The sequence below is a fragment of the candidate division KSB1 bacterium genome, assembly GCA_024655945.1.
Taxonomy (GTDB): Bacteria; Zhuqueibacterota; Zhuqueibacteria; order JANLFK01; family Oleimicrobiaceae; genus Oleimicrobium.
This window is the reverse complement of the sequence record JANLFK010000018.1, coordinates 44,711-59,038: the sequence shown is the minus strand read 5'-3', so window position 1 is coordinate 59,038 and position 14,328 is coordinate 44,711. Positions and strand designations below refer to the sequence as shown.

Genomic DNA, 14,328 nt, shown 5'->3' with positions numbered 1-14,328 from the left:
CCCTGATCACCTCACGGATCACCTCACCAAGGTGGGAAGGTTTTGCCTGGTCCCTGCAGCAATTGCAAACTTTGTCCTTGACTTTCGCTTGTGGGTTAAATTTGCACTAACAAGCCTCAGGGCACCGAGCAGGCAGCTGGGGCAGTGTAGCGACAATCCCTCCACTGAGGGCGCCAGGGATCTCCGACCTCTTTGTGGCCTGCTTCGCACCTTGCGCTACGCCATGAGAAAGGAGAAGGCGTAGCCGGACCACCTCAAGTCATTCACCGTTTCCCCAGGACGAAACAGCTGACCGAGGCACGTGTGGTGTTAGCGCCCGGCGATCGCCTATTGCCGGCAGGAAGACGATAGCCACTTTTGGCCATGTCTTTTCGCTCGCTCATCAAAGCAGTACCTCCATGGCGCGGGCAGTACAGTTGTCGGCCCTTCTTCCTGGGTGCTCGCCCCGAGATGAAGATGTCGCCATCTGTGGTGACTTTCTACACCGCGCTACGGCGCTTCCATGTCCCCGCTCAAGCAAACGGCAATTATCCCGAAACTGTTGCCAGGGCTACCACGAAGCCGGGCGTGCTTGGGTTATCTTGCACTTATGCGGTGGTGCGGCAAGAGGGCTTTTCACTGCCTGGGTTTAGCGAAACAAGAAGTGCAATCGGGCAAGGAACGGTCGCCAGACCCTGTCCAGTGGAGGAAACCCTGAAAACCACCGCGCTCCACGTCGGCACGCGGTTGCGCACTTTGCCGGCGCGACTCCGCATAGGAAAGTGGTACTGCGAAACACTCTACACAGGCAGGGCCGCTGAAGGATTCGACACCGCCTTTACGATCCTCGACGGGGAATACTACGAAGCCGACTTCACGCGGACCTTTAAGAAGGAGCATGCCAAAGCGCTGTAGACGGTCGCGGCGCACAACGACACGCAGTACTCAGAGCTCCCTACCGACATTACCTCTACCTCTGGCGGCTGTGGGCATTGGACCCCCAGGTTCATCTGCGACTATTTCCTTGATTGCACCGAACAACTCTGGCGCCAGGCTGGCCAAAGCGCAGTCGGGTACGGCGTGCCCCCCGCGGCGCAGAAGTCTCTCATCCTCGTCCAGGTGCAAGGCGATAGCATCCTGGTTCTGCGTAGCTGGGACTCCAAGACGCAATTAGCCTCCACCCATGCCGCTAAACGCCCGTTGCCCGATCCCCGGACCCTTTCTCTCTCTGCGACGGCGCAAACCCAGCTGGGCGGTTTCGATCTCCGGAGGGGCGATCAGGTGGCCGTGGACCCTGAGCTACCCGCAGGAGCGGTCCGTGAACCCTGGCAACCCTCTGCCTTGCCTGGCATTTGGGAAGGATCGTTCGGCCTTGCCCCCATCCATATTGACAACACATTTGCCGATCGCCTCAGCCGACTGCGGAGCACCAAGGGTGAATGCATCGGGGAGGCACAACCCCGGCAATCCTCGCTTGTCGGCAAGCGGCGAAAAGCGCCCATGGCACATTTCGACCGGCAGACCAACATCCAGCTGGTCAAGCAAGTGCCGGTGGTCTCGGACCAGAACAGGCAGGACCAGCCGACCACAGCATACGATGTCCTCCAGCCGCGATGGCTGGTGGTCTGGCGTGCGATTAGTGGGGGTTACTCGGTGTTGGGCCGATTCGTCGACGAGAATGGCGCTTCCGCGGAGCCTTGCCAGGTCGTCAATGACGGAAGCAACGCCCTCTTCTTTCCCGACGCGGGGTGCCTTGCCAAGAGCAAGAGGTTCATAACCGCCTTGGAGGATGAGCGCGCGAGCAAAACAGATATCTCCGGCCTATTGCTCGACGCGCAGGGCAATAAGATTGCCACTCCGCGATCGCTGGCCAGGGGAGAGTTGGGTATCGGTAATCACGAAAGCGGTCAGTTCCATCCACGTCTGTCCTCCAACAGAACCAGGGGGACCATCTGTTGCGTGTGGGACGAGGAGCGCAGAGCAACCGTAGACCAGTGGAGTTGGAGCGTCAACTGGAACGTGTACGGGAGGCTGCTCAACGAAGATGCTGCGCTGTTCCCCCCTGGTGATTTCGCCCACACCCGGTCCTCCACGCCCTTTGCCTTTTCCGGGGAGGCGGGTGAACTGACGCCGGACGCATCCTGCCTTGGCCTGCACACGCCGGAGAGCCACGAGTGGCCGGTGGTCTTTGGCCGCTGCTTTTTCTTAAACTCCACGTCGGAAATGCCGGGAGTGCCTCGACGGCCGCACAGCGGTTCGCCTGGGCACTTGGGGAAGGCTGGCGTGCGCTGGTGCTGTGCGAAAGGCTACGTTCACGCGGGTACCCCATGGCTGCCCGAGTTCCCCATGAGCGTTCGCGATAGGGGCGGCACTTTCATCGCAACCCAAGCCAAAGGGGCAATGAGCTCTTTTTGCGGCTCGCCGCTTGTCGCCGCCAACGACGACACGTGTGAGATGCCAGAACTCCACCCGCGTCGCCATAGCAATCCCCTGCCTGAGTGCCTGGTCGTGTGGACGGAACATCATGGCTATTCCGGAGATCTTGGGCAGCGCCTCGGCTCTTTTCCGGATGCCACCGCCTTCCGCATGGGGTTGAAGCCTGAACGCGAAGCGGACTCGCTCCATGCCGTCGCCCTGCTGGATGAGCAAGGAGACCCTCCCCGAGATCCGGCAGCGTGGAAGACCTGGGAGGACTCTCCGATCTACACCGGTCCTTGCAATCAGGAGTTCAACCAAATCGGCTGTAATCAACTGGACGGCACCTTACTCGTCGCTTGGAACGACTGGCGCCCCACCCCATGGGACGAGTCCTGGGGCGCCGATCCCAGTTGGCAGGTCCCGCAGTCGGATGTCTTCGGCCAGCGCCTGCGTAATTTGCCGGAGGACTGGCTTCTTGCGCTGATCGATGAGAGCGCCGGGCCGCTCGCCTCGCAGGTTGTCAACACCCCCATTGCCTGTTCCGAGCCAAGTGAAGGGATGAGGTTCTACCCGGCTATCGCCTATGCAGCTCAGCAGAACCAATTCCTGCTTGCCTCGATACGGCGCCGAGGCCGAACAGTACGACATATTTGCCTCTCTTTACCACGGGACCTCGACGATTCCCGAGCCCAGTTCCTATGTCGCCGCAGCAGGCGGGCGAGCAATGCAGTACTTCCATGGAGGTCGACCTTGAGAAAAGTAAGAATCGTGTCGGTGGTGGCACGAGCGTGCCGGTAAAGAACATGCTCCTGCTGCCGCAAGTGACGCGCGTTCTTCAACGCTTGGTCATACCCAAGGAAGGCCATGGAATTAGACCATTGGCTGTGACCACGGACTGATGGAGGGAACCATGAGAGGAGGGATCCGTGCGCGCGCCATCCGGTGCAACAAGCATGCTCGCGCGCCGACTTGCTTTCTCTGCCGGTAAAGGTGATCACTGGCGGTGCGCCGGGTCTGCTGACCATGACCGCAAAAGCCTTTATCCTGGGCGCCGGCAGGTCGGACACTCGCAACGAACATTTCTGGGAGTTCATGATCATAGTCTCGAATATCCCAACCAAGGAGGGCATGTCATGAGCAAGCGGTGCATTGTTCTTTCGGCTCTTTTCTTTGCATCTCTCGTAAAGGCCGACATCTACTTTACCAACGCCGGCGGCCACGGTAAGTGGAACAATCCGGCTAATTGGAGTAATGGCAATGTGCCGGCGAAATCAGATCACGTCATTATTCCGGTGGACAAAACGTGCGTTCTTCCAACTAATGTTGCGGTTAAGGCGATTACGGTCGTAGGAAGATTGATGGCCGAAAAAGACAATAAACTCAATGTAGAAGAACTAACTGTAAGAAAGTCAGGCAGCATCTACTATAGCGGCGACTTTTGCATCAGACCATTGTCTCAAACAACTGAGCAGCTAGGTATAAGCAACGAAGGCGAGATTCGTGGAGCCTCCAATTTTGAGTGTAGCTTTAGTATTGCCCCAACAATGATTCGGCCGACCGTAATGGCATTATCTTGAATAACCAAGGCGGCCAGATTTTGCAGGGCCATTTCCAGTTTTGCGTAGGGCAATGCAACCTATTTGGCGGAGTAATGAGCGGGGTAAATATAACCATATCAACCTACAGTTTCCAAATGGCGGATATGAGTACCATCAAGGGCGCTGAGTCGCCTTTTGTTAGCTCGATAGCGATTTATGCCGATGCGGGGATGATTCACCCGCTCTGTGGGGTCATAGGCGGCATGGGTTTGGGGCCTAGTTCCGTCGGCGGTAATGTGATTGTTTCCACAAAAAACTTCATCAACCGAAGGACTATTGCGGCCGGAACCGGTACTCTGAGCAATGGGAGCGTGGAAATCAATGGCCAAAAAGTGACCAACCACGGCAATATCGGGCAGACGAGCGGCTTAGGTAAGCACTCTTTGCAGCAGCACAACCTTAACAGCGTCACCCTCCGCGCAGATACCATTCTCATTGCGCCCGAATCAGGCACAATGATCGTGGCCGACACGCTGCGGGTCTATGGCCGGCTGATCGACGTCGCCATCACACAAGGCGTCGGCATCGGCCTGTTCAGCGGAGTTGATTTCAATACCACGGCCGACGGCACCCTCGATTTCACCCGCACCACCGCCTTTCAGCCGATTTCCGGGGGCTTCAGCAAGCGGATTTTCAGTAACCGTGTCATCCCATCCGAGCAGTGGAAATTGCAGGGCATCTTTTTCGGGCCGGTCGCCGTCTTTCCGGCGGACACGACTATTCGAGGGGCGCGTGCCTTCCTGCCCGACGGCAGCGGTTTTTCCGGTACGAACCATTCCCTGCCGTTACGCCTGTGGAATGTCAGCCTGGCTGCAAAACGCATTCATTACTCTGTGGCTTCCAAATTCGGTTGGGCCGCGGCTTTTTCCGACAGCACGGAAAAGCTGGCGCCTTTTGGCGTCGACAGCCTCGACGTTCCGTTCACCATTCCACCCAATACGGCGCGCGGTACAACGGACACCGTCAGCGTGACCCTGACAATCGACGGTTCCTTTGTCGGCGCCACCACCGCCGGCCAGCAACAACAGTTTACGGCGGTGGGCATGAACGCGGATGAGGATACCCTCAATTTTCCCGCCGTATGGACGGCGACAGGCGGGGTAATCGACTCCACCGGACTCTTCACCGCGACGCAGGAAGGCAGTTTTGTCGTCACGTGCAATGATCAGAGCTCCGGCGTGTCCGGTACCGCAACGGTGCATGCCGGTCCTTCCTCAGTCCAAGGGGAAAGAACCGTCGTGCCGGCATCATTCGACTTGCGGCACAACCACCCAAACCCCTTCAACCCGGAAACCACCATCGAGTATCATGTGAAGGACCGCTGCCGTGTTGTCCTGGATGTCATTGACCTGCGCGGGACGACGGTCGCACGCCTGACGGATGCGCTGCACGAGCCGGGCGTCTACCGCCTCCGCTTCCAGGCCCACGGCCTACCATCGGGGGTCTATTTCTATCAAATCCGCATGAGAGACTTTCAGGCGGTGCAGAAAATGCTGCTGGTGACGTAGAAGCTGGGAGCGGGGCCGACTTGAGGCTCGCTTTCTTGCCACGCCGCGGCCTTTGTTGCGATGCCTTTTACTGAGGACACGCGCGCGTCTCAATGCGGTGAATGCAGCAGAATCTCGTCCCCGCTCCAGACCTTTCTATGGGATAAGCCCGGCGGGTGGGATACTCTGTGAGCTGCAGACGGGCATTCCTATGACCGAAGCGAAGTGCGGTCTTGTTGATGCATTTGGACCGGGATGGTGAAGGACACTGGGGATGTGCCTGTAACGAAGTTGAGAAATAGAACGAGGCTCTTCCTATGAGGCTGGTTCTAACAAGCTGCGAAAAGCACGAGAGCCACACTGAATCGACGGGGGCACCAAGGCAAGAACTCCGGCGCCTCTGAGTGGGGCCCTCACGCCGGATCTCAAGAGCACCACCGACCTTGCGGCCGTCAACGCCGAAGCGAACTCGCCGGCCCATTTCCGGTAGCCCTGCGAGGGATAGCGACGCCAGTTTGTGGCGCCAAAATGACGTCGGGCAGGAGCGGGTGTGTGCAGGCGGATAACGAAGGGCCAACGCCAGTTCCTGTGCGCCATCGTGCCGAAAAACGGCGCTTGCGGGGTCGAGCAACTCGCAACGCCGGCGCTGACGATCTCGCGGACCGCCATGGCGAACCCCCCCGGCCCCCTTTGGGGACAGGCTGTGCCGGGAGCCTCTGAGCTTAGCGCCTCCGCTCCGTACGGCCGCCTGCAGTCAAGGAGCTCAGGCCAAAATATGCACGCAGCATCGAGAAATTAATCGCTTGATTTTCGTCAGAGATTCTTATATATTTGGCCTGCAAAATTGGAAGGAGTTGACAGGCAGGAAGTATGGCACATCATCGTTCAGCATTCAAACGTATTCGCACCAGTGCAAAGGCTGCGGCCGCAAACCGACATTACCGCTCCATGATGCGCACGGCCATCAAAAAGGTACGGGCAGCAGCAGATAAAGCCTCAGCCGAGCAAGCATATCGGCAGGCGTGCTCGCTATTGGACAAGCTGGCCCTGCGGGGCATCATCTACAAGAACAAGGCGGCAAATGCCAAGTCGCGCTTGGCGCGGAGGGTCAACGCCTTAGCCTGAGAGCACTCATGAGCCTCTAACGGGCGCCGATGCCATTGCCGGTAACCCCCCTAATCCCGACGTGGTCTGAGGCGCCCGTTATCATTTTGTCCCTGGCCAGGAAGGGCTACCCGTGCGGCAGATTATAGTTAGGGGCCTCGGTGGTGATGATCACATCGTGGGGATGGCTCTCGCGCAATCCCGCATTGGTAATCCGCACGAAGCGGGCATTCTCTTTCAATTCGGCGATGGTCCGCGTGCCGCAGTAGCCCATGGCGGCGCGCAGACCTCCCACCATCTGGTAGATGCAGTCGCTGACCTTGCCACGATAGGGCACGCGCCCCTCGATCCCCTCGGGAACCAACTTTTTCACATCCCGCACCCCTTCCTGGAAGTAACGATCGCCACGGCCCCCGCGCATGGCAGAAAGTGAGCCCATGGCGCGGTAGACCTTGTAGCTTCGCCCCTCAAGAAACACCACCTCTCCCGGGCTTTCCTCCGTACCGGCCAGCAGGTTGCCCAACATGACACTGTCGGCACCTGCGCCTATGGCCTTGGCAATGTCACCGGTCTGCTTGATGCCGCCATCCGCGATCAACGGCACGCCGTGTCGTTGGCACACCTCTGCGCACTGCATGATGGCCGTGAGCTGCGGTACGCCCACGCCCGCTACCACACGCGTCGTGCAGATGGAACCCGGGCCGATGCCCACCTTCACCGCATCCACGCCGGCGTCAATCAAAGCTTGGGCTCCTTCCCGGGTAGCCACGTTACCGGCGACAATCTCTGCCTGCGGGAACTCCTCCCTGAGCCTGCGCACCGTGGTGATGACACCCATAGAATGGCCATGGGCCGTATCCACCACCAGCACATCGGCACCGGCCGCCAGCAGCGCCGCGGCGCGCTCCATGGTGTCGGAGGCCACGCCTACGGCTGCACCCACGCGCAAGCGTCCGTGTTCGTCCTTGGCAGCATTCGGGTACCGTTTCCTGCTCAGAATATCCTTGACGGTGATCAGCCCTCGCAGGCGGTTCTCCTCATCCACGATGAGCAGCTTCTCCACCTTGTGCTTGCGCAAGATGCGCTCGGCCTCGTCGAGCGTAGTGCCAGGGGGCGCGGTGATCAAAGGCTCTTTGGTCATCACCCGATGCACCGGCTGGGAGAGGTCGGTCTCAAAGCGCAGGTCGCGATTGGTGAGGATGCCCACTATCCGCTCGCCGTCCACTATCGGCACACCGGAGATGCGAAACCGTTGCATGAGCTCTACCGCTTCGGACACCTTGCGATCCGGCGCTAAGGTAATGGGGTGGAGGATCATGCCGCTCTCGTAGCGTTTCACCTTGTCCACCTCCGCCGCCTGATCTTCGATGGACATGTTCTTGTGGATGATGCCGATGCCGCCCTCCCGCGCGATGGCGATCCCCATGTTGCCTTCGGTGACGGTATCCATGGCAGCACTCACTAAGGGGATGTTGAGCTCCAGGTGACGGGAGAAACGCGTCCTGGTGTCCACCTGGCGAGGCAGGACCTCGGAGCGGGCGGGGATCAAGAGAACATCATCAAAGGTAAGGCCTTCATAGAGGATCTTCTCAGGCATAGAATTCTCCATAGTGAGCGTCATCTTCACAGTGGTCCAACCGCTGCCTCGGCGGCGGCCACGAGGCTGCCATCGGCGATAAGCGCCTTCACCGTCTCGATGTCGCGATGGAGCAGCCGATCCTCGCGCAGCGTGGGCACGTGCTGCCGCAGCACCGCATGCACGGCACCGGTTCCTGGTCCCGGTTGCAACGGCTGGCGAAGGTCCAAGGCCTGGCAGCCGCAGAGAAGCTCGATGGCCAGCACATGCCGACAATTGCCCACCACCTCGGCAGCCTTACGCGCCGCCCAGGTGCCCATGCTCACAAAGTTCTCCTGGTTTGCCGAGGTGGGAATCGAATCCACCGACGCGGGGTGGGCGAGCACCTTGTTTTCGGAGACCAGGCTGGCAGCGGTGACCTGGGCAATCATCAAGCCAGAGTTCAGTCCCGGTTGCGCAGCCAGGAAGGCAGGCAGACCGCTAGCGGCAGGATCGAGGAGGTCGTGGGTACGGCGTTCGGCGATGTTGGCCAATTGCGCCGCAGCGATCGCCAGGGTGTCGGCAGCCAGCGCGATGGGCTGTCCATGAAAATTGCCACCGGAAAGCACCGCCTCGTCCTCCGCAAAGACCAGTGGGTTGTCGGTTGCGGCGTTGAGCTCCGTGCTGACGATATCGCGCACGAAACCGGCTGCCTCGCGCGCCGCCCCATGCACCTGCGGCACGCAGCGCAGGCTGTACTGGTCCTGGACCTTGTGACATTGGCGGTGGGAGGCGACAATGGGGCTGCCCTGCAGCAAGCGCCTAATGTTGCCAGCGGAGGTCATCTGCCCGGCCAGGCCCCTTGCTCTGTGGATGCGCTCGTCAAAGGCGGTGGCAGTGCCCAGCATCGCCTCCACAGAAATGGCCGCAGCGATGTCGGCCACTTTGAGGAGTTGCTCGAATTCCACCGTCGCCAAGGCCAGGATGGCGGTCATCACCTGGGTGCCGTTGATGAGGGCCAGCCCCTCCTTAGCCGCCAAACGGAGCGGCGCAATTCCGGCTTCGGCCATAGCAGCGCCGCCAGGCAGCCGCCTCCCCTCATAGAACGCCTCCCCCTCGCCGATGAGCACCAGTGCCATGTGCGCCAGCGGCGCCAAGTCGCCAGATGCCCCCACCGAACCTTTCTCGGGAATGACCGGCAGCACTCCCCGATTTGCCATGTCGATCAGCGTCTGTGCCACCTCGCGGCGACAGCCTGAGAGACCCTTCGCCAGCGCATTTGCCTTGAGCGCCAGTATGGCCCGCACGGTGGCGGCAGGCAATGGGTCCCCCGTACCTGTGGCATGGCTCAGGAGAAGGTTGTACTGCAAGCGCTCGATTTCGTCAACGGGAATGGTGACCGTACTCAGTTTGCCAAAACCGGTGGTCACCCCGTAGAGCACGCTGTGGCGTGCGATGGCCGCCTCGATGCACCGCCTGGACGAATCCATGCGCGCTATCGCCGAGGGGGCAAGGGCCAGCGACCCACGGCCGTGAGCCACTTCCCAGAGCGCCTCTAAAGTGAGGGAGCCACCGTCGAGTTCCACCACCGGGGTCATACAAGTGGTTGGCTGTATTGGGTGTCTTTCCGCATTCGTGGGCAAATAGTAGGGAATATTTGCCAAATAATCAACTTGTTTTTTGCCAATGTGGGAGGACGCGGGGCAGATTTGTGGGGGAACAAGAAGGGCGTTACACCGCCAGCAGATCAAGGGCCGAGCCCTCGGCAAAAAGCTCGCTTGGGGCTTCTTCGAGAGAAGCATCCGTGCCCTCATCATTGTGGAGCAGCCCCCCAAGCTCGGCCGCCAAGGTGCGTGCAGGAACCACGGCGGTTTCCGCCCCCAAGCAGAGCGACGCCACAAGGGAGGGCACACGACCAAGCAGCGCCCTTTCCTGTGGGGCGAGCGAATGCGTCCCCTCTGACCACCTATCGGCCAGGGCGCCCAGCGTCTTGAGGATTTCAGCCACCACTTCCTGCCGCAATGGCGCCGGAAGATCTGCCTCCTGGCACAAGTGGGCCAACTCGGCAAAGGAACTGCCCCCTTGGTCGCGGAGAACGCCGTCGATGGCACTGCGCAGGCGCCTGAGAAAATCCTCCAGTGGTGCGGCAGCGGCCTCAGGTTCCGTGGCTTCCGGGGCCAGGAGTTCCTCACACGCCAAGGCGAACTGGGGCTGTCGCACGTCGAACCATGGCTCCGGCTCAGGGGGTGAAACCTCTTCCGCAACGGCCTCAGCCTGGGACGCCTCGGCCGCGGCAGGCTCCATGACGCAGGCAATCAGCGAAAGCCTGTTCCCCGCGTGCTCGTCCGGGCGAAAAGTCACGCTGACCTCGACACCTGCCATTACCCTTTTGCGCGGCTGCTCGGCCAGCTCAGCAGCCGCTGCGGCGGCCTGGTGCGCCTCGCCCTCGATGTGACAGAACAGGTGCCTCGCCGGGCCAGAAAAGCGACACTCCTCCCCAGCCCGAAGGCCTTTGTGAAGGGCGGCTTGCAGGTCGCCGACATTGAAACCTTCGCTCACTGCCACGTGGCCCGTCAGCTTTTGCCCTGCAGCCTCCTGGCGAATGGCGGCCAACAGCGGGCTCTCCTCCCCGAGGCGTGGCTGCAGGTGACGGAGCACGGCTACGACCGGGTGGCTGCCCCTCCTCTCAGCTTCTTCGCTTTGCTGCTGCGGCCAAGGATCGGCGATGCTCAACAGGATATCTGCCTCGTCGCGCAAACGGGCAACCCCGTCGGCAGCGCACCGTTCCGCACTCGCATCCCGAGGTGGCTGGGCTGGCACCACGGCGATGGTGGTGAGGCCCTCTTGGTGAGCGATCCCGGCCAGCACTGGCGCGGCGCCACTACCTGTCCCACCCCCTGGCGCGCAGGCGATGACCATCACCTCCACTTTTTGGCACAAGCTGCGCAGCTCCTCGCTACTCTCCATGGCCGCCGCCTTGCCGATGAGCAGCTCGCCACCGCATCCTTGGCCACCGGCCACTTGCTCGCCGAGCAGTACCTTGCGGTGCGCCAAAGAGTTGTGCAAGTCCGTCAAATCGGTGTCGGCAGCGACCAGTTCCACCTCATGCGGACTGCCCGAGGCCAGCTGCGAGACCCAATGGCAGCCTCTGCCGCCCACGCCGACCACTATCAGGCGCGGCTCCCCCAAGGAGGAGAGAAAGGAGCTGAACTCAGATGCTTCAGCTTCGCCGCCGTTCGCGTCGAGGCTTTCCCACAAGGAGGGGAGGCGGCTGTTTTGCTCATTGCTGACCATGGTTCACAGCAGACCCTCAGAGTTCCTGAACTGGTCGTAGAGGCGGAGCACCGCGGGGATGTAGCCGCGGGTTTCACGGTAAAGAACCTGATTGTTGCGGTTGCTGGCCAGCCACCTTTCCGCCCGCTTTGGGCCGCTGTTGTAGGCGGCAAGCCCGCCGTCCACTTCATAGGCGTCGATGAGCATGGACAGGTAGCGGCACCCGAGGCGAATGTTGTAGATGGGGTTGAACAGGATCTCCTCAGCCGTCGTCCACTGGATGCCCTCCAGTGCCGCAAGATAGGCTCCGGTGGCAGGCATGATCTGCATGAGGCCCATGGCCCCTGCCGCAGAGACCACCGTGGAGTCCCACGTGCGGGCACTCTCGTGGGTGATGGTGGCGCAGATGAGATCCGGATCGAGGTTGTCGTACTTGATGCTCATGTCATAGATCTCACGACCGATCGCGCGCACGCGCTCCGGCGAAAGCTTCGGGTTGTACCGCCGCACTATGGCGGCGATCTTTTGCACGTTGGCTTCGTACTTGTCATTCACTTCGGCAAGCCTGTGCGCCTGCGCCACCCGCGTCGCGACCCCTACATTAGGTTTCCTTGCCGGGCTGTATATGTGAAACGTGTAGCCTACTAGGGAAAGCGACGCACACAGAATGCCCGACACGGCCAGGATTACACGCGCTTTGTGCGGCATTGTGCCTTTCTTTTCCGGTCTATTGCTTCTTGTTCCCATATCCTCACACCTCACTTCCTCATGACAGCAGGTTCATCCGACGTGCCCGCGGCGACCGGAGTCCCGGTTCCAGGTGGTGGCTCCTTTGCCAGCTCGCGACGTGCCGCCCTCAGCAGACGGCTCACCTCGTGCCGCAGCTGCCCGAGGTCGAAGGGCTTTTCGACGAGCCCGTCCGAGCCGAGCCGCAGGGCATGGAGCTGGATGTGGTCGCTGGGGAAGGCGGTCATCAGCAACACCCGGGTATGCGGATGGCTCTGGCGAATGCGCGACAGCAGCTCAAGCCCGTCCATCCCCTTGAGGCGCACGTCGCACAGCACGAGCCCGTAAGCCCGCCTCGCCATCTCTGCCAAGGCCCATTCTGCCGAAGCGGTGGTCGTCACTTGACCCACCCCGTCCAGTGTGCGCAGGGAGCCCGCCAGTGCCACAGCGATATCTTCTTCGTCTTCCACAACCAGAATGTTCACAAGTCGTTGCATCATCTCTTTTCCTTCCGTTGCCGACCAGCAAGCTGCAACTATTATGCCACAAGGTTCTTGTGCCTGTAGAGGTGTCCCTTCGTAGCATCCGGGGTCGCCGCGTAGTGTCCTATTATTGCGCACCTTATAGTGCTGGACACTTATGCCTCAGGTTGCAATTTCGTCACAGCCGTGGTGGTGTCTGGGGAGTGGCCGAAATTGTCCCAAAAATGCCACACATGGGGATGCGGTGGGCGGAAACGAGACAGCAGGTCAGAAAGGCGCAGGGTGAGGGCCCCAGCGCGAGGGCTCACGCGGCCTCGCAGAGGCAGGAGGACGGTACTGACTGCCTATTCCACGCCGTAGCTCTTCAGCTTCTCGCGCAGGGTGGAGCGGGAAATGTTGAGGGCTCGAGCGGCCATCGACTTGTTCCCCCCGTACTTTTCCAGCACCTGCAAAATGTGCCGTTTTTCGACCTCGTCCAGGGCGTCGGGCACGCTCGTGGGCTGGGTTGTCGAAGTGATGGGCTTGGCGGCAAAAGGCGCCGCACCAAGATGCAGCAGGTCTGCGGTGAGCAGATCTCCGGGGCACAGGATAACTGCACGCTCGATGACGTTCTTCAGCTCGCGCACATTCCCTGGCCAGGGATACTCCAAGAGCAGCCGCTGGGCTTCTTTGTCGATCCCCCGGATGTTCTTGTTGAACTCGCGGTTGTTCGCCTCCAAGAACAGCTTGGCAAGGGGGATGATGTCTTCCGGGTGTTCGCGCAGGGGCGGCAGGTCAATGACCATCACCTTCAGGCGGTAGTACAGGTCTTCGCGGAAGGTGCCTTCGCGCACGCACTGCGCCAGGTCCCGGTTGGTGGCCGCGATGATGCGCACGTCCACCTCGATGTCGGCGGTGCCACCCACACGGCGGAAGCTGCCGCTTTCCAGCACCCGCAAGAGCTTGGGCTGCAGCGCCGGACTCATGGAGGAGATTTCATCCAGGAAAATGGACCCCCCATGGGCCATTTCGAAGATGCCCTTCTTCATCGTCTTGGCATCGGTGAATGCGCCGCGCTCGTGGCCAAAGAGCTCGCTTTCCAGCAGGTTCTCCGGAATGGCGGCGCAGTTGACCTTGACCAGAGGCTTGTCCGCACGCACGCTGTTGCGATGGATGGCGTCGGCCACGAGCTCCTTGCCGGTGCCGCTCTCCCCCTGAATGAGCACGGAGGTGCGCGGCGTCTCGCTGACGATCTTGATCAGGCGCCGCACCTCTTGCATCTGGGGGCTATCGCCAAACAGTTCCGTCAGGGGTGAGCGCAGCCGCTGCTGCGCCTTAAGCTGGGAGACCTCCAACTTCAGACGAATGGTCTCCAGCGCCTTGGCCACCACCATCTTCAGCTCATCCAGCTCGAAGGGCTTGTTGAGGTAATCGTAGGCACCTGCCTTCATGGCGGCCACCGCCGGCCGCGGGTCGGAGACGGCGGTGATCATGATCACCAGCACGTCCGGGTCGATCTCCTTAATGTGCGCCAGCACCTGCAAGCCGTCCATCTTTGGCAGACGCAGGTCCAGAAGCACCAAGTCCACCGGGTACTTTTCCACAATCTGGATGGCCTCCTCGCCAGAATAGGCCGTCCGCACGCTGTACCCTTCCCGACGCAGCACATCGGCCAGCGTCTGGCACATGTCGCAATTGTCTTCCACGATGAGCAGGTGCGCGCGCAT

11 protein-coding genes are annotated in these 14,328 nt (G+C 60.8%); 5 read left to right on the top strand and 6 right to left on the bottom strand.

Going from position 1 to position 14,328, the window contains the following annotated elements:
• The first annotated feature begins 456 nt into the window (after positions 1-456).
• From NUW13_15740 to rpsT, 5 genes are all read left to right on the top strand, one after another.
• Entirely contained in the window at positions 457-894 is a 438-nt protein-coding gene (locus NUW13_15740) for a hypothetical protein (GenBank protein MCR4440462.1), read from the top strand.
• A gap of 585 nt (positions 895-1,479) precedes the next feature.
• Positions 1,480-3,195, top strand: a complete 1,716-nt coding sequence (locus NUW13_15735; GenBank protein ID MCR4440461.1) for a hypothetical protein — start codon at positions 1,480-1,482, stop codon at positions 3,193-3,195.
• Positions 3,196-3,530: 335 nt separating this feature from the next.
• Positions 3,531-3,974, top strand: coding sequence for a G8 domain-containing protein (locus tag NUW13_15730; protein ID MCR4440460.1), 444 nt, complete (start codon positions 3,531-3,533; stop codon positions 3,972-3,974).
• A gap of 125 nt (positions 3,975-4,099) precedes the next feature.
• Positions 4,100-5,503: a hypothetical protein gene (locus NUW13_15725; GenBank protein MCR4440459.1), complete on the top strand. Its 1,404-nt coding sequence runs from the start codon at positions 4,100-4,102 to the stop codon at positions 5,501-5,503.
• A gap of 849 nt (positions 5,504-6,352) precedes the next feature.
• The gene (rpsT, locus tag NUW13_15720) at positions 6,353-6,607 is read left to right on the top strand and encodes a 30S ribosomal protein S20 (GenBank protein MCR4440458.1); all 255 of its coding nucleotides are present in this window, start codon (positions 6,353-6,355) and stop codon (positions 6,605-6,607) included.
• Positions 6,608-6,713: 106 nt separating this feature from the next.
• Here rpsT and guaB read toward each other — a convergent pair whose 3' ends face one another.
• The 6 genes from guaB to NUW13_15690 all read right to left on the bottom strand — a co-directional run bounded on the left by guaB (position 6,714) and on the right by NUW13_15690 (position 14,328).
• The gene (gene guaB / locus NUW13_15715; protein MCR4440457.1) at positions 6,714-8,183 is read right to left on the bottom strand and encodes an IMP dehydrogenase; all 1,470 of its coding nucleotides are present in this window, start codon (positions 8,181-8,183) and stop codon (positions 6,714-6,716) included.
• Between the two features lie 26 nt (positions 8,184-8,209).
• Complete coding sequence (gene hutH / locus NUW13_15710) at positions 8,210-9,739, bottom strand: histidine ammonia-lyase (protein MCR4440456.1); 1,530 nt, start codon at positions 9,737-9,739, stop codon at positions 8,210-8,212.
• A 133-nt stretch (positions 9,740-9,872) separates the two neighbouring features.
• Positions 9,873-11,435 (bottom strand): hypothetical protein, encoded by a 1,563-nt coding sequence (locus tag NUW13_15705; GenBank protein MCR4440455.1) that lies wholly within the window; start codon positions 11,433-11,435, stop codon positions 9,873-9,875.
• A gap of 3 nt (positions 11,436-11,438) precedes the next feature.
• Entirely contained in the window at positions 11,439-11,996 is a 558-nt protein-coding gene (locus NUW13_15700) for a transglycosylase SLT domain-containing protein (GenBank protein ID MCR4440454.1), read from the bottom strand.
• Between the two features lie 176 nt (positions 11,997-12,172).
• Positions 12,173-12,640: a response regulator gene (locus NUW13_15695; GenBank protein MCR4440453.1), complete on the bottom strand. Its 468-nt coding sequence runs from the start codon at positions 12,638-12,640 to the stop codon at positions 12,173-12,175.
• A 326-nt stretch (positions 12,641-12,966) separates the two neighbouring features.
• Entirely contained in the window at positions 12,967-14,328 is a 1,362-nt protein-coding gene (locus NUW13_15690) for a sigma-54 dependent transcriptional regulator (protein ID MCR4440452.1), read from the bottom strand.